Source organism: Rhodococcus mengyinensis, from assembly GCF_048381435.1.
GTDB classification, from domain to species: domain Bacteria; phylum Actinomycetota; class Actinomycetes; order Mycobacteriales; family Mycobacteriaceae; genus Rhodococcus_F; species Rhodococcus_F opacus_D.
This window is the reverse complement of the sequence record NZ_JBLWIT010000014.1, coordinates 19919-43202: the sequence shown is the minus strand read 5'-3', so window position 1 is coordinate 43202 and position 23284 is coordinate 19919. Positions and strand designations below refer to the sequence as shown.

The window sequence follows — 23284 nt, the reverse complement described above, 5'->3', positions numbered from 1 at the left end:
TCGACGATGACCTCGATCGTCGGCGAGTGGTCGAGTTCACGCAGCTCGAGGGGGGTGAACTTGGCCTGCGCCGGTCCGCGGCGACCGAACACGTGGACCTCGACGGCCTTGTTGGCCTTGAGTCCCTCGTAAACGTTGGCCGGGATCTCCGTCGGCAGCAGTTCGTCGCCGGTCTTGGCGAGGACGCGGGCGATGTCGAGGGCGACGTTGCCGACACCGAGGACGGCGACCTTCTCGGCCTCGAGGGGCCAGGTGCGCGGGACGTCAGGGTGGCCGTCGTACCAGGAGACGAAGTCGGCGGCGCCGTAGCTGCCGTCCAGTTCGATGCCCGGGATGCCCAGGGCGCGGTCGGCGTTGGCACCGGTGGAGAAGATCACCGCGTCGTAGAAATTGTGCAGGTCTTCGAGGGTGATGTCGCTGCCGTAGTCGATGTTGCCCAGCAGGCGCACCGACGGCTTGTCGAGCACCTTGTGCAGGGCGGTGATGATGCCCTTGATGCGCGGGTGGTCGGGTGCGACGCCGTACCGGATCAGACCGAAGGGGGCAGGCATCCGCTCGAAGAGGTCGATGCTGATCCCGCCGTCAGACGCGGCATCGGATTTCATGAGAGCGTCGGCTGCGTAGATACCGGCGGGGCCGGCACCCACGATCGCAACGCGCAACGGACGTGTCTGCACGGAGTCGGACACAGCATCTCCTCACTCATCGGTTCCGGCAAGCGCTGGAACGTCAACTGATGTTACAGCATGAACGTCATCAAAATCTAAAAAGAAATCGAACGAATCGACTTGATGTGCCGATTATGTTGTTGACCCTTTCCAGCTCTCGCCAGAAGCGCGATACCCCACCCCAGCTGCTGGTATGGACAAATCGCTGAAGCGTCTCTGTCCTGTGTCTCCGATGCATGGACTGCTGATTCACCGCAGCGTCAAGGGATGAACGGTGTCGCGGTTGAGTAATCTATTCTCTGTTAGGCAGACGGAGGTGCCGGGGGTTAGCTCTCGGGCCAGTTTCTTGCAACTGATGTTGGAAGCCCTTCGAAGGCCCGGCGCGAGAGCGAACAATCCGTCCAGATTCGCGAGGTTTCGGCTTCTCACGTAGAAAGCTGTGAACGGAGCGTCGATCTTGCGCCGGGCGAGGTTATGGATTCGGCAACCATCCAAGATCAGGTCCCACCGGATCGCACAATTTCTAAGCTGAGATTGGTTGTAACCGTGAACGCAGTCCGCTTACACGGGTGGCAGATGCCCTCTGAGTAGTAGCCACGCGATTGCCGTGACCAACCCCTGGACCGGGTCGACAAGATCGATGATCATCTCTCTTCCTTTCTGTGTTAGAGCCCCTTTGATCAGCGCAAATGCGTGCAGCGTAAGGGTTGGTCACGCTGATTGTCGCGTCTTTGCGCTGTTGGGTCGAATCGGCGATCTCGGACATTCGAGACACTTGGGGTCGCATTGCAGCGCCCCTTGCTTCAAGCGGTCGAGATCTCGTCCCGTTCCGATAATGGCAGACTACGTCTTCTTGCGCTCAGAAAAACCTGTGCTAGTTTAGATTCACTGTGACTCAGGGCACACAGGAAATCGGAGGACCGAGAAGCAGCGCTTTCGATCCGGGCGGTCCAACCGCGAGTACCGGTCCACCCGCGAGCGGTCGGCCCTGAGTTCCATGGGTGAGAAGTACGCGGACGAGCGAGGCGCTCTGCAGGTAGCTGAATTGCGACATTCGTACTGGAAGGGCGGTGAGGGTAGTGGTGGGAGTCGAAGTGCAAGTGGAAGGACTGACCAAGTCCTTCGGTTCGCAGACGATTTGGAAGGACGTGACATTGACCCTTCCCCCAGGGGAGGTCAGTGTGCTGTTGGGTCCGTCCGGGACGGGGAAGTCGGTCTTTCTGAAGTCTCTGATCGGTCTGCTCTGTCCTGAAGAGGGATCGATCGTCATCGACGGCACGGACATCATGGGCTGTTCGAGTGATGAGCTCTACGAGATCCGCAAGCTGTTCGGTGTGTTGTTCCAAGACGGGGCGTTGTTTGGGTCGATGACTCTTTACGACAATGTCGCCTTCGTTCTCCGGGAGCACACAAAGAAGAACGAGACCGAGATCCGCCGCATCGTGATGGAAAAGATGGAGTTGGTCGGTCTCATCGGTGCCGAGGAGAAGCTGCCGGGGGAAATCTCAGGAGGAATGCGCAAGCGTGCCGGATTGGCGCGCGCGCTAGTCCTCGATCCACAGATCATCTTGTGCGACGAGCCGGACTCCGGTTTGGACCCCGTCCGCACCGCGTACCTGTCGCAGCTGCTGATCGATATCAACGCGCAGATCGACGCCACCATCTTGATTGTCACCCACAATATTTCCGTGGCCCGGACAGTGCCGGACAACATTGGAATGCTCTTTCGCAAGGAACTCGTCATGTTCGGACCACGCGAGGTGCTGCTCACCAGCGATGAACCGGTCGTCGACCAGTTCCTGCAAGGTCGACGGCTCGGTCCGATCGGCATGTCCGAGGAGAAGGACGAAGCCCAGATGGCGGAAGAACAGGCGATGGTCGACGCCGGCCACCACCACGGTGGCACAGACGACGTCAAAGGAATTGTGCCCCAACTTCAGCCCACGCCCGGAATGCCGTTTCGGCAGGCAATTACCCGTCGGCAGGCGCGCGTACGTCAGATGATGGATTCGCTCCCGCCCAATGCACGTGCGGCTATCGAGGAAAGCATGCTCGACACCGACTGGGTGGACTATGAAGATGCTGAGTCTGCAGATGCACTGCATTCGGCACGGATCTGAGGTGCGACGATGAGCAGCGATGTCACGGAGCCGATAGCGATCGCCCGGGAGTCCCGTACGCCTTCAACGGCGGCGCCGAGCAACTACCTGCTCGAACGATTCGTCAACACTCCATTGCACGCGGTGGGCGGATTCTTCGAGATGTGTGTGGACACGTTCAAGGCGACGTTCAAATCGCCGTTCCAGTGGCGTGAGTTCTTCCTGATGGCATGGTTCGTAGTGCGTGTTTCGTTGGTACCAACGCTGCTAGTCTCAGTGCCCTTTACGGTGTTGGTTGTCTTCACCCTCAACATCCTGCTGGTTGAGTTCGGTGCTGCCGACCTGTCCGGTGCAGGTGCCGCCTTGGGTGCAGTGACCCAGATCGGGCCACTCGTAACTGTTTTGATCGTGGCGGGTGCCGGAGCGACCGCATTGTGCGCGGACTTGGGCGCACGCACGATTCGAGAAGAAATCGATGCTATGCGGGTTCTGGGCATCGATCCGATCCATCGTCTGGTCGTACCGCGGGTCCTTGCCTCGACCGTTGTCGCGCTCTTGCTCAACGGCTTGGTAGTCACGATCGGTCTGGTAGGTGGGTTCAGTTTCTCGGTCTTCATTCAGAACGTCACTCCAGGTTCTTACGCATCCTCGCTGACTCTCGTCACCGGACTTCCGGAAATTGTGATCTCAGAGGTCAAGGCGGCCTTGTTCGGCCTGGTTGCCGGTCTGGTGGCCTGTTACCGCGGCCTCACCGTCAAGGGCGGACCGAAGAGCGTGGGCGACGGGGTCAACGAAACAGTCGTGTATTCATTTATGGCCTTGTTCGCCATCAACGTCGTGGTAACCGCCGTCGGCGTCAAATTTGGTACAGGGCACTGAGAGAGATTGGACCAATGGCAGCGACAGCCTCGCGGCAACGACAATTTCCGCGCGCACGCAAGGTGATCAGTACACCCTCGCGTTCCGTGCGAGGCCTGGGTGGACATGGGGTGTTCTACTGGCGTGCAGCCCGCAACACCCCCCACGCGGTCACCGCGTATCGAAAGGAAACCCTGCGTCTCATCGCAGAGATCAGCATGGGTTCAGGAGCACTCGCGGTGATCGGTGGCACCGTAGTCATCGTCGGCTTCATGACCCTATCTGGTGGATCGCTGGTGGCAATCCAAGGGTTCTCGTCCCTAGGGAACATCGGAGTGGAGGCTCTCACCGGATTCTTCGGTGCCTTCATCAACGTCCGGATCATTGCGCCGGTAATCTCCGGTATCGCCCTAGCTGCGACCATCGGCGCCGGCGCAACTGCTCAGCTCGGCGCGATGCGCATTTCCGAAGAAATCGACGCACTCGAAGTCATGGGTATCAAGTCTATGTCGTATCTTGTCTCCACTCGCTTGATCGGCGGCCTGATCTCGATCATCCCGCTGTATTCCTTGGCTGTGATCATGTCATTCGTGGCGACGAGGGTCACTACTACCGTGTTTTACGGGCAGTCTTCGGGTGTCTACGATCACTATTTCGCGACGTTCCTGCGCCCAACTGATCTGTTCTGGTCGTTCCTCCAGGCGATCCTCATGGCGATCGTGGTGATGCTGATCCACTGCTACTACGGCTACACGGCTTCCGGTGGTCCCGCGGGCGTCGGTGAAGCTGTCGGGCGCGCTGTGCGGACATCTCTCATTGCGGTTGTCATGGTGACGCTGTTGGCGTCACTGGCCATTTACGGCACTGCCGGCAATTTCAACCTGGCGGGTTAACGGTGACGAAATTGAACGGGTTGACGTCTTCGAGAACCCATCATGCGCCGCCGCGGCTGATGACAGCTGGCGTGCTGCTTGGGCTTTCACTGTTCGGGATCGTGTCGCTCTGCCTCGTTCAGTTCCGGGGAGGCTTCGACCGTTACGATACCTTTACCTTGCGTGCGGATCGGTCTGGGCTCGTCATGGACCCGGGTGCGAAGGTTCAGATGCACGGCGTACAGATCGGAAAGGTCTCTCGTGTAGACATGACCGACGGATCGGCAACGTTGCAGCTGGAGGTCGAACCGAAGTGGGCTGACCTCATCCCGTCGAACGCGAGCGCGGAGATCAAAGCGACAACGGCATTCGGCTCGAAGTACGTGGCCATCAATGTGCCGACGAACCCCTCGGCTGACCGTCTTCATCCGGGATCGACAATCACCTCGACCAATGTCACTACCGAGGTGAACACTCTATTCGAGAGCCTGACCTCGGTGATGGGACACATCGATCCCGCCAAGCTGAATGCGACCCTGACTGCGGTCGCGGACGGGCTCAGCGGTCGGGGCGCGAAACTGGGGGAGACCCTCACGACATCGAACCAGTACCTGAGTGCGCTGAACCCGCACTTGCCGCAGCTGCAGGAAGACTTCCGACAGTCTGCGATCGTAGCGAACACATACGCCGGTGTCGTACCCGATGTCATGGGAGTTCTCGACAATGCGTCCACGACGTCGGACACCATCACACAACAAGAGAAGGATGTGGGTGGACTTTTGCTGGCCGCGATTGGTTTCGGGACTACGGCCACCGATGTTGGCAACGAGAACGTTGACGGATTCGTAGCGTCAAATGACCATCTGGTCCCGACGACCGAACTTCTTGCCGAGTACAGCCCCGAGTACCCGTGCTTGTTGAACGCATCGGTCCTGGGCGGCAAAGTCATGAACAACGCAGTCGCCGAGACCGGATACTCTCTCACCGTAGATGCGGCTCTGCTGCTCGGCGACAATGTGTACGAGTACCCCAAGAATCTGCCGAAGGTGGCGGCAAAGGGAGGCCCCGGTGGAAAGCCGGGTTGCTATCCCACGATCACCAAAGACCTTTATCCAACACCGTATTTGGTGGCAGACACGGGGGCCAGCATCGCGGATTCGACATCGATCAAACCGAACCACAACCCCGACCTCCTCCAGTGGTTGTTGGGGAGCACACCGGGAGGTGCGGCCCGATGAAGGTCGGCGGATCCATCATCAAGTTCTCGGTCTTTGCGCTGGTCATGATAGTGATCGCAGGAGGGCTGGTCGTGGTATTCGGCCAGATGCGCTTCGACAGCCAGAACGGATACAAAGCAGTCTTCTCGAACGTTTCCGGGCTTCGCACGGGGGAGTTCGTCCAAATTGCAGGTGTGGAAGTCGGAAAAGTCGACAAGATTACGATCGTCGACAATACCCAGGCCGAGGTGGAGTTCTCGCTCGATCGTGAAGTATCGCTCATGACCTCCACGCGCGCATCGGTTCGTTGGTCAAATCTGATCGGCGACCACTACCTCGAGTTGATAGAGGGTACGACGACCGCTGAGCCGCTTCCCGTCGGGGGCACGATCCCCATCGAGAACACCGCGGCTGCATTGGATTTGGACGCACTTCTCGGTGGATTCAAGCCGTTGTTCAAAGCGCTGGATCCGGACCAGGTCAATCGCCTCAGTTCCTCGCTGATCACCGTATTTCAGGGTCAGGGTGGATCGATAGCCGACGTGCTCAATCAAACCGCCCAACTCACCGGCGCTCTCGCAGACCGCGACCAGTTGATCGGATCGGTGATCACCAACTTCAACACCGTCTTGCGGACAGTCGATCGGCACAACGAACAGTTCTCCCAGGGAATCGACAACCTCCAACAGTTGGTGTCAGGTCTCGCTCAGCAATCCGACCCCATCGCAAATTCGCTGGCGCATATCAATGATGCTTCAGCGACCGTCGCCTCCCTACTCGGTCAAGTCCGTCCAAACATCGTCAACGACGTGCATCAACTCGACCGGACCGCAACTCAAATCAACAGCGACAGTGAGTTCCTCGATTCGGTTCTCGGGCGACTGCCCACGATCTACCAGAAGCTGTCCCGACTCGGCCTCTACGGCGACTTCTTCTCGTTCTACATTTGCGATGCAACACTCAAAGTGAATGGTCCAGATGGCAATCCGGTCCTCATTCCGATTGTCGGTCAACGTGCGGGAAGGTGTGCTGTCTGATGAGATCCGTTGACAGGAGCAAACGGATTCGGATCGGTCTCCTCGGAATCGTGACGACCGTCGCCGTGGTACTCATTGCGCAGAGTTACGGCAAGATGCCGTTCATCACGGGAGGTAATGACTACAGTGCATATCTCGCCGACACTGGTGGCCTGCAAGCCGGCAGCAAGGTCGAAGTGGCTGGGGTCACCGTCGGAAGCGTTCAGGATATCGACATCGACGGCGACAAGGTGATCATGCATTTCTCGGCCAAAGGGGTCGAGCTCAGCGCGGATACCTATCTCGCGGTCAAGACTCAGACGGTGTTGGGGACGAAGATGGTGGAACTGAGCCCCGGCCGAGGCGATCGCATGCCACGGGGCTTCGTCATACCCGTCGAACACACCACTGTTCCGTATTCATTGACAGACGCACTGGGTGACTTGACCAATACCGCAACCGGGTTGGATACCGAACAGGTGACGAATGCTCTCGACGTCCTCAGCCACACCTTCGAAGAGACGGCACCGCAGCTCGGGGCGGCGATGGAAAATGTCTCACGATTCTCCGATACCGTTGCCTCACGTGATCAGATGGTTCAAGACCTCTTCGGCAACGCCGAGAAGGTCACCAGCGTTCTCTCGGATCGAAGTGAACAGATCAACCGGCTGCTCCTCGACGGCAATACCCTCCTCGCCGCGCTGGACGCTCGTCGAGGTGCGCTAGACACCCTGCTCACCAACGTCTCCGCAGTCACCGCTCAGGTGAAGGGGCTTATCGCCGACAACAACACCGAACTGACTCCGATGCTCGAGAAACTGAACGCCGTGACGGATCTACTCAACAGGCGGAAAGACGACATCCACGCAATCTTTCAGCCTCTTGCCCTCTACGGAACCTCGCTCGGCGAGTCCGTTTCGGGAGGCCCCTTCTACAAGGCGTACGTGGCGAACATCCTGCCGGGGCAGTTCCTGCAACCGTTCATCGACGCAGCTTTCAAAGATCAAGGTGTCGATCCAGCGACACTCCCGGGGATAGGTGCCACATGGCCTGTCGACTGTGGAAACAACTCGCCCCCCGGCACGGTGCCACCAGGCGGCACGAAGCCGCTGCCCAACCCGAGCCAGTGCCCGGTATCGCCCGAGACCGTTCCCATTCCGGGCGTCAGCCCGCCACCGCCACCGGCACCTCAACCGCCGGTACCGCTGCCATTGATTCCGGGCCTGCCGGCCATCCCCGGATTGGGGGGCTGATCTGTGCAGAACATTCGGGAACTACGCGACAAGTTCGGCGTGCGTCGGCTGATCGCGGCTGCGGTGGTCGCAGTCATCGCTCTGGGCTCGGTTCTATTCGTGGGATGGCGCATCTATAGCGCCACCACAACGACATCCGTTACCGCCTACTTCAACAACACGAGCGGCATCTATATCGGTGACGACGTGAAGATCATGGGCGTCAACGTCGGAAAGATCGACCAGATCGAACCGGACGGCGACCGAATCAAGGTCGACTTCCACTATGACTCGTCCTACAAAGTTCCCGCCGATGCAAAGGCAGTCATCTTGTCGCAAAGCTTGATCTCCTCGCGCGCGATCCAATTGGCGCCCGCCTACACAGGCGGTGACGCGCTCACTGACGGGGCTGACATACCGCTGGAACGGACCGCAGTTCCCGTGGAATGGGACGACTTCCGGGCACAGTTGGAGCGTCTGTCCGCATCTCTCGGCCCCACCGAGACCAACAAGGACGGTGCCCTCGGCGGAATGGTCGACTCAGCGGCGGAGGCACTGAGTGGTAAGGGTGATTCGATCAACCAGACGATCAAGAAGATGTCGGATGCGATGTCGACCCTTTCGGATGGACGCACCGATCTGTTCGGAACCATCCAGCACCTTCAAGTGTTCGTGAGCGCGCTCGCTGCAAGCGACCAACAGATCGTCCAGATCAACGGTCACTTCGCTTCGGTCACCGATGCGCTGAACGGAACCGACCACGACCTCAGCGACGCCCTGAACGACATCGACTCGGTGACGGCTGATCTTCAGCAGTTTGTCGCGCAAAATCGTGACGGATTGACCAAGTCTCTCGACGACCTGGCTGCGGTGACCGGCTCGCTGGAGTCATCCAAGCCGGACATCGAACAGATCCTGCACATTCTGCCGACAGCGTTGGCGAACTTCGCCAATATCTATCAGCCAGCGCAGGGAGGCATGACCGGGGCCTTGGCGGTGAATCATTTCCAGAACCCGCTCCAATTCATTTGCGGGTCCATCCAGGCCGCAGCGCAAAAGGGAGCAGAGGAGTCGGCGAAGCTCTGCGCACAATATCTGGCGCCCGTGCTGAAAACCCTTCAGTTCAACTATCCACCGGCAGGGATCAATCTGCCCACTGGCATCCAAGTGCGTCCAGAAGAAATCGACTACAGCGAAGATTCGTTGCGCCCACCCCCCGGAATGGTCGACACCTCGGTTCCGGGAGTATTCGAGCCGGCCCCGACGAAGAAAGCGGCCGACACCGTGACGGCTGGGGACGGTTTGGCCGGCCTGCTCGGTGCACTGCGGCTGCCCGTAAACGGACCGAGCGGAGGTGGACGATGATGTTGAAAAGTCGGCGGGTCGCCAAGATAGGGATGAGTCTTACCGCAGCTGCGCTGGTGCTCTCGGGCTGTGAATGGCAGGGGGTCAACTCCCTCCCCATTCCAGGAACCGAAGGAAACGGCCCGGGCTCGTACACAGTCGACATCGAGATGCCCAATGTCACGTCACTGCAACGGAACAGTCGGGTCCGTGTGGCGGATGTCGATGTCGGGCACGTCACGGACATCCGGTTGCAGGATTGGCACGCCCTCGTGACGGTGCAACTCGACGGCGGTGTCACGCTGCCGAAGAATACGGTGGCCAAGGTTGGCCAGACCAGCCTGCTCGGCACGCTGCACGTCGAGCTGGCACCGCCGCTGGATGAGCCGGCAGAAGGAAGGTTGGCGGACGAAGACACGATCCCGATCGCGCATGCCGGGCTGTATCCGACGACGGAGCAGACTCTCGCATCGGTGTCAACGCTCCTCAATGGCGGAGGGTTGGCGCAGTTGAATCAGATCGATACCCAGCTCAATGCCGCGTTGGCGGGGCACGAGACCGACGTCCGCAGCTTGATCACCCAACTGGACACTTTCACGTCCGCGTTGAACGAACAGAAGGACGACATCATCACGGCGTCAGAGGGGCTCGACAGGCTGGCAGGAACCGTGAACGCCCAGACCCCCGTCCTGGAGAGGGCTCTCGATTCGATTCCGCCCGCGTTGGCCGTGCTGAATGAACAGAAGGACAATCTGAGCAACGCGATTGTCTCAGTGGGCAATTTCGCCGAGGTCGCGAATCGCGGAGTCACCGAAAGCCACGACGACTTGGTGCGGAATCTGCGTGCACTCGAGCCTACGTTGCGCGGTCTCGCTGACGCCGGACCTGCCCTGACTCAGGCGCTCGGCTACCTCCCCACATTCCCGTGGCCGCTCGACGGCACGCCGAATTTCGTCAAGGGCGACTACGCGAACCTCAGCCCCGTTATCGATCTGACCCTGGGGCGGCTCGACAACTCGGTGCTGCAGGGCACTCCGGCGGAGGGTTCCCTCATCGCCCTCGAGACCGCGATGGGTCGCACACTCGGGCGCCAGCCCAACGTCGCGACCACAGCAAATCCGCTCACCGCACCGATGGCAGGAAGTGGCAACTAATGATGCTCTCCAGCTTCGTCCGCGTCCAACTGATCATTTTCTCCATCGTCACTGTCATTTCACTTGTCGTGATGGGCGCGTACTACATGCGCATACCGTCGCTCGTGGGCATTGGCAGGTACGAGGTCACCGTTCAACTCCCCACCAGCGGTGGCCTGTATAAGACATCCAATATCACCTACCGTGGCGCTGATGTCGGGACCGTGCTCGATGTCGTTCCGACACAGCAGGGAGCCACCGCAACCTTGAGTATGAACAGTTCGGTGAAGATTCCTGCCGATGTCACCGCGGAGGTGCACAGCCGTTCAGCAATCGGCGAGCAGTACATCGACATGGTCCCCACGGCGCTCGACGGACCGTATTTGCACGACGGTTCGCTGATCCCAGCGGCGCAAACCACGGTGCCACAGGACATTGCTCCGATGCTCGATACCGCCAACAAGAACTTGGCGGCGATCGCACCGGGCAAACTCTCCACCCTCATCGATGAGAGTTACAAGGCGTTCAATGGAACTGGCCCGGATCTTCAACGGTTGCTTGACTCCGCAAATCTTCTAGTTCATGACGCGCATGCCAACGTCGCCCCGACAACCCGGCTGATAGACGACATGGGCCCGTTCCTCTCCGCTCAGGCGCAGAGCAGTGACGATATCTATACGTGGGCACGAAACCTGAACAGCCTCACTGCCCAAGCCAGGGAGCGAGACGATTCGATCCGCGCGATCCTCCAGAAGGGTCCCGGTGCCGCCGATGAGGCTACAAAGCTGTTTCAGCAACTCAAACCGACGTTGCCGCTACTCCTCGGGAACTTGACGAGCCTGGGTCAAGTCGCCGCGACGTATAACCCGTCGCTCGAGCAGACACTGGTGATCCTGCCGCAGCTGATGAGCATGCTCAACACCATCGGCGTTCCGAACGACGTGCACAACGGAGGTGCGGGCGGTCCGGTCCTCTCCTTCAACCTCGGCAACCTGAACGCACCGGAAAACTGCACAACGGGTTACCTCCCCGCATCCGAGCGGCGCGACGCGAGCGCAGTAGACGCGCCGCCACGTACTACCGACCCCATGTACTGTGCCATTCCACAGAATGCTCCACTAGATGTACGCGGAGCCCGCAACCTCCCATGCATGGAACATCCGGGCAAGCGCGCGCCGACCGTGGCGATCTGTAACAGTGACGAGGAGTACCAGCCCAAAGGCACCAACCCGTGGATTGGTGATCCTCTCCCCGTCGTCGGCAACCCACTGGGCGATCAGGTCCCCGGAAACGGCGGTCCAGCCCAACCGGCGCCGGGTGCTGGCGGCGGCACGCAAGCTGCACCGGCTTCCTACGGCACCGCTGTCACCCCAGGTGCCCCCGCACCCGTGGCAACCGCACCCTACGACGCCAAGACGGGTCGGTATCAGGGACATGACGGTGCGACATATGAGTTGTCCTCCGTTGCCACCCCCTCGTCGAATGAGGTTCGAACATGGCAGACGATGTTGACCGGCCGGAGCGCGTGATGCCTGCGGCCACCGGTACCGCAAGCGCACAACTGGCGCGTGCCCGCGCCGTTGCTGCGCAGAAGGCTGCCGAAGCAGCGGAGGCGACAGCCTTGGCCGCGGAGGCAGAGGCGGAAGCGGAAGCGGTTGCTGCCGACGAGTCCGCAGCCGTAGGGGCGCAGGAGAAGGTCGCACACGATGCCGGAGAGCGGGCGGAGGAATCAGTTGCGGAGGAGCTGAGTTCGGAACACGAGGGCAACACGGTGAGTCGGAGTCCGATGGGGCGACGACAGTTCGCATTTGCCTCCGGATTCCTCGCCGTGGTCGCCGTGGCACTGGCACTCGCGAGCGTCTACATGCTGCTGCACCATCGGACAGTATCGACCCAGGAGGAGCGTGAAACCGCGATCGTTGACTTCACGACCGCCAACATCAGCAATCTGATTGCCCCATCCTACGAGGACGCAGATGGGAGCGCACAGCGGATTCTCGACGCTGCTACAGGAGATTGGGCCGAACAGTTCGGGCCGAACAAAGATGCGTTCGCCGCCGCCCTGGTAGAGGCGAAAGTGCAGTCCTCGGCCGATGTAACCGATGTAGGAATAGAGAAACTCAACGAGGACGGAACCACAGACCTCCTCGTATCCGCGACATCCCAGGTGCAGAACACTGTGTCTCCCGATCCGACCCTGCGGACATGGCGTCTGCGCGTGACCGTCACAGAGATGGACGGGCAGTACAAGTTCTCGAAGGTGGAGCAGATCGTATGAGTACCGAGACACGCGCAGGCGAGGCCGTCGAAATCGACGACACCTCGCATCTCTACAAGCCCACGACCTCCGATGAGGAGGCGTCGGCAACCGGGCCCGGCACGGTCGCCGATCCCGAGGGGCGAACGACCCATGCGCCGTGGCGCAAGCGTGTGGCCGCCTTCCTGATCGACGTCATCGCGCCCGTTGCTTGCATGCTTGCCGTCTTCGAGCTCTGGGACGTGCTTCAGAGACCAGGATGGGGCTTGGCCGCAATGGTCGCCGTGTACCTTGCGTTGTGGGCTTTCCTGGTGTGGAACAGCATATTTGAGCAGGGTCGTACTGGTAGAACAATTGGAAAGTCTTTCGTGGGGATTCGAGTTGTTGACGGTGCCGACGGTCGACCGCTGGGATGGTTTCGAGCGTTTACTCGCAACCTTGCCCATGTCATCGACATCGTTCCACTGCTGTTGGGGTGGGCATGGCCGATCTGGAGCCGGCGAAAGCAGACGTTCTCCGACATGCTCTCCGGATCAGTCGTGCATATAGACACAGTACGGTCGGCCGACACTCGCTCGAAGCGACTTCTCCCACTTGCCGTTGGGCTGGTGTCGGCGGGCACCCTCGTAGCGCTAGCGGTCGCGGCATATGCGACGCAATACAGTCAGGATAGAGACGCTGAGCAGACGAGAAGTGTGATTGCTCAGATCGCAGCAGACAAAGCTGCTGCGGTTCTCTCCTACAAGCCGGACACCGTAGAGACGGATATGGCTGCAGCACAAACTAATCTCACTGGCGGCTTTCTCGAGTACTACAAGAAGTACGCGGACGAAACGGTGATACCCAACTCGAAGAAGGATCTGATTGGTACCGCGTGGACCGTCGTGGGTACTGCGGTCACCAAGGCGGATCCGTCCACGGCTGAGGTTCTGGTGTACCTCAATGGCACCGTGACTACCGGTGCTCAACCGGCCGACATGATCAGTAGCATCCGACTGCACCTGGAGAAGGTTGACGGTGCGTGGTTGATCTCGGACCTCGTACCACTCTGACCGCGACGACCAAGAGAGACACCATCAAGTAAGGAAGGCACCATGGCAGAGCAGAACTTCCCGGTGACCGGTTCGACCCGCCTAGCGGCGGCACGGAAGCGAGCCAAAGGCGCCCGCGCCGCTGCGGAGCGAGCGAGCGCGGAGGCGGAGAAGGCGCTGCTGGCCGCTGAGACAGTGGCCGCCGAGGGCACGGAGAACGCGTCATCAGACGCGGCGGAAGAGCGGGCCGCCAGAGGTGTCCACCGCAGATCACGACGCGACCTGGCACTGATGGTGACCGCGGCGCTCGTGGCGGCGTCGGCGGGCGCGATCAGTATCGTTCTCGCCATCAACCACCACACAAAACAGGCCCGCGCAGACGAGGATGTCGCAATCGTGCAGGCCGCACGTGAGCAGGTGGTCAATCTACTCACTATCGACAAGAACGACGTAACTGGCTACTCCGATCGAGTGCTCGCAGGTTCCACGGGTCGGTGGCAGGAGGAGTTTACCGCGAACAAAGACGCGGTGATGGCCGCGCTCACCGATGCGACGCAGCCCACGTCCGGGCGGGTTGTAGAGGCGGGGATAGAAGATCGAGGAGAAGGAGGCACAACTTCGGTATTGGTGTCGGCCAACACGATTGCTGGTTCCAACGCCGATGAGAAACAACCGGGAACAGCGGTCCGCATGAGGGTCGGTGTCACCGAAGTAGACGGCCAATGGAAGCTATCGAAAGTCGAGATCGTTCGATGACGACAACACAGATGAAGGCCAGCGGCGGCGTGAACGGCCAGGCCGAGGAAAATTCGGTTCCGGAAGACACGGTTGTCGGCGTTGTGGAGCGGACAGAGTCTTCGGACACCTCAACACCGGATACGGACTACGCCGGATTCGCCCGGCGTGCGGGTGCATTCGGCCTTGACTGGATTGCCCCGGTGGTGGTTATCGCGACGGTGGCTGCGATCAATGTTGTTCTCGATCATCCGTTGTGGTGGCTGATCGTGTCCGGCCTGGTCGCTGCGGCCACCATCTCGTTTGTTCTCTGGAACCGGGTGTGGGAACAAGGGCGCACCGGGTCGACGGTGGGGAAAAGTGCCGCGCGCATCGTCGCCGTCGACGTAGAAGAGGAAACGCCCATCGGGTGGCGGCGGGCACTATCTCGCGAACTGGCCCACGTGATCGACACGTGTGTATTGATGACAGGGTGGTTCCGACCTTTGTGGGACGGCAAGCGCCAGACACTCGCAGACCGTCTCGTGAAGACCGTCGTCGTAGTCGAACCGTCCGAACCCGCTCGTGACAAGGGTCGGCTCCGCGTTCTCGCAATTCTCACGGTCGTAATTATCGCGGGCGGGACGCTTGTGGCAACCACCTACTTCGCCCAGTACCGCCACGATCAGCAGACGTCGGAAGCAAGAACGACAGTCCAGCAAGTGGCCGCAGACGGTTCGACCGCCCTTCTGTCGTACACCTTCGACACCGCAGAGGCCCAACTCGAGTCCGCCTCAACATTCCTGACCGGCGATTTTCTCGACTACTACAGGAAATTCACAGAACAGGTAGTTGTTCCTGCAGCCAAAGAGAAGAGCGTCACCACGCAGGCGAATGTCGTGGGTAGCTCGATCGAACAGGTAGCCCCGACCAGTGCGACAGTACTGGTGATGGTAAATCAATCCACGACCACTTCCGACAGCCCGGCACCGTCCGCCTCCCAAAGTGCCGTGCGCGTCGAGTTGGAAAAAGTGGGCGGACGTTGGTTGATATCGGCCTTCAACCCGGTCTCGTGAACTCTTCGAATACCGAACCTCAAAGGAAGAAACCGATCCATGAGCACGCTGCTGAGAAGGTTCAAGTCCTCTGCCACCAGGGTCCAACCCGCGGGGACGGCCAGGAATTCGGCCCGGCGCAGATGGCTGATACGAGGCCTCGTATTGGCGGTCGTACATGTGCTGGTCCGTGCCGCAATGGGGGTGGGAGTGACGAACCACCCATCATCGGATTCTGCCCTGCGGCTCCTGGCGATCGGTGCAGTCGTTGTAGTTGCTCTGGTTTGGGGAATTCTCGACGGGATCTGTAAAGGACGAGATTCTCCGTCCGCGCAGAACGCCGACCTGACCATCATCTGGCTCGAGGCGGCGGCGGTGGCGGCAGTCCTCGCGGGCGTACTGGCCTGGATTGTCGGTCAGGCAACCTCCATCGGCGTTGGCCGCAACTCGCTGTTCTTCGAGGCGACCTCTGGTGCGGCCTTCACGTTGATGCTAATCTTCGCTCCCGCCGTAGCAGGATCAATTGTCGGACACTACCTGACGCTACGGAACACTAAGGGGCAGAAGGTGGCAGCAGTTTCCCAGAACAAGAACGTCGAGTATCTCGAAGACTTTGAGTATCTAGAAGAGGAAATCGTTGACCATTCCTACGAGGGTCCGCATCAGCATCATCGATAGCCGCGCCAGTGAATCACACCAGAGTGTGTGACAGCCAGCGCCTACCGAAACCGTGCAACGCCAATCGACTATCTGGCCAATGTTGGGTCGGCAGTGGAAACATCTCTCCACCGGGTACCTGAGGGTGACGATCATCGTCATCAATGCGGAACTGATCAGCGACCGAAGACTGCGGCGCGCGAAGAGGCTTGCCCGTGGTAAACGGGGCGAGCCATCGGCAGGTCTGCGGTGTGCATACAGGTGTGACCGAGCGCCCATCGAATCTGGCACGCAGCGACACGAGTCCACTTGACGGACTGTCGAATTCGGACAAGAATTCGCCAGAGGGGTCGGCAGTGCCCGTCGAAGGAGGCGCCGTGAGAAATGTATGGTCTCAGCGACTTTGCGTATGGAGCGGTGCTCTGTTCGCTCTCTTGTTCTTCATCGGTTTCGGCGTGATCGCGCGGTACATCCCGCCGCCGGATCCACAACGAAGCGCGGCCGACGTCGCGGCGTTCTACCGTGACAACGCGAACTCAATCCGCACCGGCATGCTCGTCAGCATGTACGCCCTAGTCCTCTACGTTCCGTTTGTAGCCGCTATATCCGTGCAGCTCAAGCGCATCGAGGGAACACACACCCCGTTGAGCTATACCCAGCTCGGAATAGGATGCACGCTCCCCGTGGCGTTCTTCCCTCCGCTATATTTCTTCCAGGTCGCGGCCTACCGGCCGGAGCGCTCCGACGACTCGATCATGATGCTCAACGACATGGGGTGGCTACCGTTTACCGGCATCATCTACGCGATCTTCATACAGAACCTTGCCATCGGCTTCGCCGTACTGGCGGATCGTCGTGCAAATCCGATCTATCCGAGGTGGTACGGCTACTTCTGCTTCTGGACTGCTTTGCTGTACTGCCCCGCCGGGTTCGATGTCTTCGTCAAGGACGGACCACTTGCTTGGGACGGCCTCTTCTCGTGGTGGCTCTCGCTGGTCTCGTTCTTCGCATGGCTAGTCGTGACCATCATGGTGACACTGCACGCCATAGCCGCCCACGTCGCTGCTCTTGACGACTGCGCAGACACGCCGGTCGCGGTCCGCGAAACCGCAGGACTGTTCATAACATGACCTCCACGAAGGACAACGCTGCCTGCGGGCCGCAAACAGATCGCCGCGAACGTAGCCTTCCGGCGGAAGCGGGCCTATGGCTGTTCATCTTCGGAGACCTGGTTGTATTCACCCTCCTGTTCCTCGTCTATCTCGCGTATCGCATAGACGAGCCAGAACTCTTCGCCAGCTCACAACAGACGCTGAGCATCAACGTCGGGGCCGTGAATACCCTGGTGCTACTCTGTAGCTCGTTGTTCGTCGTGGGGGCCGTGAGGGCGACACGAGCGGGCAACCGGCAACTCGCGCCATGTCTGGTACTCGCCGCGATGGCCTGCGGTTTCGTGTTTGTCTCGGTCAAGGTGTTCGAGTACCACGACAAGCTCGAAACTGATCACACGCCCGCCTCCAACTACTTCTACTTCTTTTACTTCTTCATGACCGGGCTGCACCTGGTCCATGTCGTGATAGGCCTGGGTGTCCTCACGTTCCTCTGGCGGCTGACCCGGCGCGCCGACGAACTCAGCTCGCTGGGAATGTCGTCCGTTGAGGGGTCTGCGTCCTTCTGGCATCTTGTCGATCTGGTCTGGATTGTCATCTTCCCGCTGCTGTACCTAGTCCAATGAGCTTGTTTGAAGTCCCGAGGTCTCAGGCCCGATGAACAAAATCAGAATTCTTGTAGCATCGCGGCCAATACTTGCTCTCAAGGTGCCCGAGGTGCTCGTCTGGATCGTGCTCGTAGTCGCGACGGCGTTCTCGTGGCTCCTCGGTCACGAGGTGGGGCGCGAGGTCGTAGCGATTGTCATCATGGCGGTCGCGTACGTGAAGGTACGCCTCGTCGGGCTGTACTTCATGGAGTTGCGAGGCGTGGTTGGACTCCGTAGATCGCTCGATGCCTACATCCTGATCAGCCTCGTGCTGATCATCGGGTTCTACCTCGCCGCATGATGGACGGCCTTGCTCATTCGCGAGGAGCTCTTGCGACGATGTCATCGGTCGGCGAGGTCGGACACAACCCAGATCCACCAGAAACGTCTTCGTAGTGATCTGAAATCGATTCGATGAGCTCATCGCGCACTTGGAATCTGCTCAACGGCAGGTTGCCTGGCTTCTGGTCGTCACGGGGAGTTGGAGGGGGTGGTCACCGCTGTCGACAGTTACTCCATTTACTCCGACTTACTCCGACGGTTTCAAGCTGGTGCCCAGCCAGTGCCAGTCTTCGACGACCAGGACTACGGCCGCACCGCTCGGTAGCCCCGAGGTCGTGGATATGCACAATGTCGGGATGTCCGGAGAGTCTGCCCATCGCGCGTGGTTCGCCGAGTAACCGTCATGTTCTCGGCATCGAGATGAGACGGAGAAGTTTGACGGCGACGATTGAGTCTAGGGAGGGCTGATAGTAGAGGTACACGACGACGAAGCTGCCTCCCCTGATTTCCTGCAGCGTCGTCGACATCGCATTCGTCAACCCCTCAAGAATGGATCCGTGACAGAGCATTGGCGTGCGTTACTCGCCCACCATGGTGGCGAACCGGGAATCTGCCGCGGCGTCCGGATCGCCGGCGTCGGCTACGAGAATTCAGGGTGTGCCGTCCGTGAGGGCACCGAGGAATTCGCCGACCACGTCCACGAACACCGCATTGTCGTCACCGGCAACCATGTGTCCGGCGGCGGCAACGGAGACGGCACGTGACTGTGGAATCAGGTCGAGCAATTCTTGGATGCCTTCGTTGCCGACGATGTCGGACTTGGCGCCGTGCACGAGCAGCGTCGGCGCAGTGATGTGGCTTGCTGCGGAGAAGGCAAGCTGATGAATTCCATGGGGGTTGTCCAGGTTTGCGCCGAGGCGGGTGAATGCTGGATCCCAGTGCCAGTAAAGGCGACCGTCGGCACGCTCACGAACGTTCTTCCGCAGGCCTTCGATGTTCTTCGGGCGTGGACGGTGGGGCTGATAGGCGGCTACTGCGTCGGCGACCTCTTCGAGGTTGGCGAAACCGTCGGGTGCGCTTCGCATGAAGTCGCGGATGCGTTTGATCCCCTGGGGTTCGACCTTAGGAGTGATGTCCACCAGAACGAGCGCGCGCGCGAATCCGGGGTTGCCACCCTCCGTGAGGATACTGGTGAGACCGCCCATCGAGGCGCCGAAGAGCACGGGACGGACGCGGTGTCCTGCTCTCTTTCCGATCTGGTCGACCACCATTTCCAGATCCCGGCCTAACGCGTCGATGGCATAGTCACCGTCTTGGTCCCAGGCGCTGTCGCCATGCCCACGAGCGTCGAGGGTGTAGACATCCCATCCCTCGGCGACCAGGTTTTTCGCCGCGCGATCCCAGGAGTGCCTGGTTTGGCCGCCACCATGCAACATGACCACGGTTCCCCGGGTCGGCCCATCTGAGCGTGGCGACCATCGGTCTGCGGCGATAGTACCGGCGCCCCCGTCGAATTTGACAGGCTCCGACTTGTACTTGGTCACAGAGTTGCCCTTCTTTAGATAGTGCGTGTCTGTGTTCCAGTGAACCGCATCGTCCGTGGTGACGGGATGGTGGGTCTGGCTGGTATGGAACTCTACCCAATGTGGGGCAAGCTCGCGACAGTGAAGAGCTTAGGAGTCAGCTTGCTCGTGCTTACGTTGGTGGTGGTGAGTGCCCGAGAAAAAGGCACCCGGTTGCGGCGTGAGGTGGGGGTCGGGATGGCGAATGTGAGTGAACCGTTGATGAATGTCGGAACCCGATTCGAAGGCATGGCATGGCGTGGCTCCGGCTTCGGCTTCGGCTTCGGGAGGGAGTCTGGCGACGACAAGAGTGCCGGCGGCGCTCGCGCCATTCGCGGCGACGAGACCCTCGATACTCATCGGGCTGGCACGGGTCTCACACGCCAGTTTCAGTCACGGGGGAAGAACACCAAACGAATCCCCCCCGCGGCTCCCGCAACTTTTGAAACTACCGTCTCCGTCTTCCTCTCGCAGTGCAGAATCCTCCACAATCGCTGGACATCAACGGATCTGAACCCGCCGACCCAGCTTGGGGATGTAGTGCCCGTAAACTGAGGATCATGACTTCGTCGACGCCGACCACCGCCAGCGACTTCCACCGTCTGCTCCAAGAGCAGATCCGCAACGAGTTCGCGGCGTCCCAGCAGTACGTCGCGGTCGCGGTGTACTTCGACACCCAGGACCTCCCACAGCTGGCGGGACGCTTCTACCGGCAGGCGGCCGAGGAACGCGGCCACGCGATGATGATCATCCAGTACTTCGTTGACAACACACTCGAAGTAACGGTGCCGGGCATCCCGGACGTCGTCACCCAGTTCGATTCGGTCCGCGCGCCCGTCGAACTCGCACTCGAGTGGGAACGTGCCGTCACCGACCAAATCAGGACACTCGCGCGCACCGCCCGCGACAGCGGCGACTACCTCGGCGAGCAGTTCATGCAGTGGTTCCTCAAGGAGCAGGTCGAGGAGGTCGCCAGCATGCACACCCTGCTGACGATCGTCGACCGCGCCGGGGACAACCTCTTCAACGTCGAGAACTTCGTGGCCCGCGAGATGAGCGGCGTGGCCCGCGCCGACTCCACCGCACCGAAGCAGGCCGATGCCGACGACTGAGGGGACTATCAGATACTCGGTGGATCTGGCTCTGGCGCATGGGTAGCGGATATTTGGGGTGATCCTGCCCTCGAATGTGATAGCGAATGCGTTCAAAGCTCCTTTCCACCTTGCTGCCCATCGTGCTCTTCCCTTGCCGGTGGGGTCCAGGGCCCGGGTGGCCAGATACAGGCACTTGAGTGCTGCCTGGTCGTTGGTTCTGTGGAATCAAGATTGTCAAGTTCGTGCTGGTCGGCCATGGTTGACAGCGACGATCGGCAACGGGGTGGCGGTCAGTTGGCGTGGTGTTGTTCCGGCCGGGGTCGGAACGTCGGCGAGGCGTTGCAGTATCTGGTCGAGGGCGGCTTGGCCGTCTTCGACGGCTGCTTGTTCATCGTCGGTGAGTGGGATGCTGACGAGCATGCGCTGAAGGTTCGATTTCGCCTGCAAGAGTTCACTTTTGCCGGACTCTTTGGGAATGTAGAAGTCACAGCGGGCGCAGGCCATGCGGTGCGGGCATTGCTCGAAGAAGGTGTAGCTGCAGAATCCGTGGCCGAGGTCGTAGTGCTGCCAAGGCTCACCAACGGCGGCAGCGCCGGAGGTCGCAGCGTCGCGGTCAACGAGGACTTCGATGGTGCGGACGTTGCGCGCGAAGTAACCGGCGTCGTTGTATGCCTTGGCCAGGGTATTCGGGGTAATTCTGGCGTAGTGCTGGGTCGATTCCGGGCTGCGGTGCCCGAGCCAAGCCTGCAGCTCGAACAGCGTCATCGGTTCCTTGGCGTTGTAGAGCTGTGTCGCGATGGTGGAGCGAGCGCGGTGGCTGGTGATCGGCCCGCGAACGTCGGCGGCAGGAATGTCGGCCTTGCGGCAGAGCGCGGGGATGATCGTGTCGTTGATGTAGTTCTTGCTGATCCGCCCGGCGCGGACTGCGAACAGGAAGTGCACCTTCTCACCGGTTTTCCGGTCCAGCATCGGTGGTTGCGCGGGGCGCAGGGCCTGCCATGCTTCGATCGCCCGGCCCAACAACGGGTCGACGGGCTTGGTGAACGCGGTGCCAGTCTTGTGGGTAGGGATATCGAGCAGACAGACCGAAGAGTCGGTCTGCTCTCGGTCGTCGCCGACGGCGGGCTGATCGTGTTGCCAGCGGATGCAGCCGACCCGAAGCCGGGCGATTTCGTCGCTGCGCTGGCCGGCGAACAGCCAGGTCAGCGTGACGGCGCGGACCATGTCGACCGGGTGGGCCCCGGGTCCTGCGGGCAGGTCGCCGGGATCGAGGTTGTGAGGTTGCCCCTTGAGAGTGGACACCCGGATTTCATGCGGCAACTGACAGCGTAGACGACGCGATCAGCCGTTGTTCGAACTCCACCGGGGAGAGGTATCCCAGCGCGGAGTGACGGCGACGTCGATTGAAGTACGAGAGCCACTCGAACAGCTCCAGCCGTGCCTGCGACTTCGACATCCAACTCCGTCCGTGCAGCCACTCCCTCTTGAGTCCTTGGAAGAACGACTCGGCAAGAGCATTGTCGTAACTCGAGCCGACCCGGCCTCGACTCGGGCGGATCCCATGACGGCGGCATACATCGACGAAAGCTGCTGCGGTGTACTGAGATCCGCGTTCGCTGTGGAATACGACCCCATGGACGTCACCACCGCGGGTGCGCACCGCCATCTCGATCGCGTCCGTGACGAGCTCGGTGCGCATATGGTCGGCGATGGACCACCCCACCACCCGGCGTGAGCAGATGTCGATCACCGTCGCCAAAAACAACCACGACGAGCCCACCGGAATGTAGGTGACGTCTTGGCGTTGGCCTGCAAACTGAATCCGTTGTCCCGCAACAACCGTCCCACCGTCGGTGCGGACACCGGATGGCCCTGCCGGGTCAGCTCCTCGGCCAGGTGTCGCAGCGACTTGGTCGTCCACCGCAACGGAGACTCCGGATCCCCACGCTTATCCGGCTCGACCAGCGCCAACAACGCAGGCACCAGCTGCGGATTCAGCGCGTCCGCACCCTTGCGGCCCCCACCCGGACGGCGGACCCGACCCGTCGGCGCCGGCTGCTCGCCGGCCTCCAACTCGAACACGCCCCTGCGAACCGTGGTCTCGCTGACACCGACCGCCCGGGCCACCGCCCGCACCCCGCCATGCCCCAGCGACCGGGCCTCCGCCGCCAACGCCAAACGCCGCTGCCGCTCGTTCAGGTGCGGCAACAAGACCTCGAACCGCTCCCGCAACCGGTCCTCGACCTCGCTCACAACCGCCCTACCGCACCGACCTGACTCAAACTGCAAAACACCATGTTATTACCTTACAGTCACGGTATGTCACACAGGCCTGCCGACGGTGCGCATCTCCTACGATGACACGGCTGGCGCTCGCTCCGTGCATCAGCGCTCTCGCCGCCCATTCGGCCGACTCGACCGCTGATATCGAAAATCC

At 60.6% G+C, this 23284-nt stretch carries 22 protein-coding genes and 3 pseudogenes; 19 read left to right on the top strand and 6 right to left on the bottom strand.

The features are described 5' to 3' along the window. On the bottom strand, window positions 1-689 hold a 689-nt coding region (locus tag ACNJ7E_RS01395; protein ID WP_418338861.1), incomplete at its 3' end, for an FAD-dependent oxidoreductase. Between the two features lie 1058 nt (window positions 690-1747). Here ACNJ7E_RS01395 and ACNJ7E_RS01390 point away from each other — a divergent pair. The 17 genes from ACNJ7E_RS01390 (at window position 1748) to ACNJ7E_RS01310 (ending at window position 18210) form a co-directional block, all read left to right on the top strand. Further along, complete coding sequence (locus tag ACNJ7E_RS01390) at window positions 1748-2788, top strand: ABC transporter ATP-binding protein (RefSeq protein WP_418338860.1); 1041 nt, start codon at window positions 1748-1750, stop codon at window positions 2786-2788. A 141-nt stretch (window positions 2789-2929) separates the two neighbouring features. Further along, the gene (locus ACNJ7E_RS01385; protein ID WP_230990436.1) at window positions 2930-3646 is read left to right on the top strand and encodes an MlaE family ABC transporter permease; all 717 of its coding nucleotides are present in this window, start codon (window positions 2930-2932) and stop codon (window positions 3644-3646) included. Between the two features lie 14 nt (window positions 3647-3660). Then, window positions 3661-4518, top strand: a complete 858-nt coding sequence (locus tag ACNJ7E_RS01380) for an ABC transporter permease (protein WP_109335965.1) — start codon at window positions 3661-3663, stop codon at window positions 4516-4518. A gap of 2 nt (window positions 4519-4520) precedes the next feature. Beyond that, window positions 4521-5735 carry an MCE family protein gene (locus tag ACNJ7E_RS01375; protein WP_418338859.1) on the top strand — a complete coding sequence of 405 codons (1215 nt, stop codon included), beginning with the start codon at window positions 4521-4523 and terminating at the stop codon, window positions 5733-5735. Then, the gene (locus tag ACNJ7E_RS01370; RefSeq protein ID WP_418338858.1) at window positions 5732-6751 is read left to right on the top strand and encodes an MCE family protein; all 1020 of its coding nucleotides are present in this window, start codon (window positions 5732-5734) and stop codon (window positions 6749-6751) included. The genes ACNJ7E_RS01375 and ACNJ7E_RS01370 overlap by 4 nt, the downstream gene beginning before the upstream one ends. Beyond that, window positions 6751-7983, top strand: a complete 1233-nt coding sequence (locus tag ACNJ7E_RS01365) for an MCE family protein (RefSeq protein ID WP_109335968.1) — start codon at window positions 6751-6753, stop codon at window positions 7981-7983. Before ACNJ7E_RS01370 ends, ACNJ7E_RS01365 begins: the two co-directional genes overlap by 1 nt. A 3-nt stretch (window positions 7984-7986) precedes the next feature. Continuing rightward, window positions 7987-9327 carry an MCE family protein gene (locus ACNJ7E_RS01360; RefSeq protein WP_418338857.1) on the top strand — a complete coding sequence of 447 codons (1341 nt, stop codon included), beginning with the start codon at window positions 7987-7989 and terminating at the stop codon, window positions 9325-9327. Then, window positions 9324-10460, top strand: a complete 1137-nt coding sequence (locus ACNJ7E_RS01355) for an MCE family protein (RefSeq protein WP_418338855.1) — start codon at window positions 9324-9326, stop codon at window positions 10458-10460. Before ACNJ7E_RS01360 ends, ACNJ7E_RS01355 begins: the two co-directional genes overlap by 4 nt. After that, on the top strand, window positions 10460-11968 hold the full coding sequence (locus ACNJ7E_RS01350; RefSeq protein WP_418338854.1) for an MCE family protein: 1509 nt from the start codon (window positions 10460-10462) through the stop codon (window positions 11966-11968). The genes ACNJ7E_RS01355 and ACNJ7E_RS01350 overlap by 1 nt, the downstream gene beginning before the upstream one ends. Further along, window positions 11935-12717: a hypothetical protein gene (locus ACNJ7E_RS01345; RefSeq protein WP_418338853.1), complete on the top strand. Its 783-nt coding sequence runs from the start codon at window positions 11935-11937 to the stop codon at window positions 12715-12717. The genes ACNJ7E_RS01350 and ACNJ7E_RS01345 overlap by 34 nt, the downstream gene beginning before the upstream one ends. After that, complete coding sequence (locus ACNJ7E_RS01340) at window positions 12714-13748, top strand: RDD family protein (protein ID WP_418338852.1); 1035 nt, start codon at window positions 12714-12716, stop codon at window positions 13746-13748. Before ACNJ7E_RS01345 ends, ACNJ7E_RS01340 begins: the two co-directional genes overlap by 4 nt. 42 nt (window positions 13749-13790) lie before the next feature. Continuing rightward, window positions 13791-14483, top strand: coding sequence for a hypothetical protein (locus tag ACNJ7E_RS01335; protein WP_418338851.1), 693 nt, complete (start codon window positions 13791-13793; stop codon window positions 14481-14483). Continuing rightward, window positions 14450-15517 carry an RDD family protein gene (locus ACNJ7E_RS01330; RefSeq protein WP_418338850.1) on the top strand — a complete coding sequence of 356 codons (1068 nt, stop codon included), beginning with the start codon at window positions 14450-14452 and terminating at the stop codon, window positions 15515-15517. The genes ACNJ7E_RS01335 and ACNJ7E_RS01330 overlap by 34 nt, the downstream gene beginning before the upstream one ends. A 39-nt stretch (window positions 15518-15556) precedes the next feature. Next, window positions 15557-16174, top strand: a complete 618-nt coding sequence (locus ACNJ7E_RS01325) for a B-4DMT family transporter (RefSeq protein ID WP_418338849.1) — start codon at window positions 15557-15559, stop codon at window positions 16172-16174. Window positions 16175-16530: 356 nt separating this feature from the next. Next, window positions 16531-17283, top strand: coding sequence for a hypothetical protein (locus ACNJ7E_RS01320; RefSeq protein WP_418338848.1), 753 nt, complete (start codon window positions 16531-16533; stop codon window positions 17281-17283). Then, a complete protein-coding gene (locus ACNJ7E_RS01315; RefSeq protein ID WP_418338847.1) occupies window positions 17280-17888 on the top strand; it encodes a cytochrome c oxidase subunit 3 in 609 nt (202 codons plus the stop codon). Before ACNJ7E_RS01320 ends, ACNJ7E_RS01315 begins: the two co-directional genes overlap by 4 nt. A gap of 91 nt (window positions 17889-17979) precedes the next feature. Further along, window positions 17980-18210, top strand: coding sequence for a cytochrome C oxidase subunit IV family protein (locus ACNJ7E_RS01310; protein ID WP_418338845.1), 231 nt, complete (start codon window positions 17980-17982; stop codon window positions 18208-18210). Between the two features lie 631 nt (window positions 18211-18841). Here the strand turns inward: ACNJ7E_RS01310 and ACNJ7E_RS01305 are convergent. Then, on the bottom strand, window positions 18842-19735 hold the full coding sequence (locus ACNJ7E_RS01305) for an alpha/beta fold hydrolase (RefSeq protein WP_418338844.1): 894 nt from the start codon (window positions 19733-19735) through the stop codon (window positions 18842-18844). Window positions 19736-19774: 39 nt separating this feature from the next. Between ACNJ7E_RS01305 and ACNJ7E_RS01300 the strand changes: the two genes are divergently transcribed. Both ACNJ7E_RS01300 and ACNJ7E_RS01295 read left to right on the top strand, forming a co-directional pair. Continuing rightward, on the top strand, window positions 19775-20308 hold the full coding sequence (locus tag ACNJ7E_RS01300; protein WP_418338843.1) for a hypothetical protein: 534 nt from the start codon (window positions 19775-19777) through the stop codon (window positions 20306-20308). A 5-nt stretch (window positions 20309-20313) separates the two neighbouring features. Then, window positions 20314-20865 carry a ferritin gene (locus tag ACNJ7E_RS01295; protein WP_418338842.1) on the top strand — a complete coding sequence of 184 codons (552 nt, stop codon included), beginning with the start codon at window positions 20314-20316 and terminating at the stop codon, window positions 20863-20865. A 63-nt stretch (window positions 20866-20928) separates the two neighbouring features. Here ACNJ7E_RS01295 and ACNJ7E_RS01290 read toward each other — a convergent pair. The 4 genes and pseudogenes from ACNJ7E_RS01290 to ACNJ7E_RS01275 form a co-directional block, all read right to left on the bottom strand. After that, window positions 20929-21069, bottom strand: a pseudogene (locus ACNJ7E_RS01290) (IS256 family transposase); the annotation flags it as partial. Window positions 21070-21081: 12 nt separating this feature from the next. Then, a complete protein-coding gene (locus tag ACNJ7E_RS01285) occupies window positions 21082-22149 on the bottom strand; it encodes a tyrosine-type recombinase/integrase (RefSeq protein WP_418338840.1) in 1068 nt (355 codons plus the stop codon). Between the two features lie 7 nt (window positions 22150-22156). Beyond that, window positions 22157-22645, bottom strand: a pseudogene (locus ACNJ7E_RS01280) (IS3 family transposase); the annotation flags it as partial. Then, a pseudogene (locus tag ACNJ7E_RS01275) lies at window positions 22642-23100 on the bottom strand (ISAzo13-like element transposase-related protein); the annotation flags it as partial. The pseudogenes ACNJ7E_RS01275 and ACNJ7E_RS01280, both read right to left, overlap by 4 nt. Window positions 23101-23284: the final 184 nt, after the last annotated feature.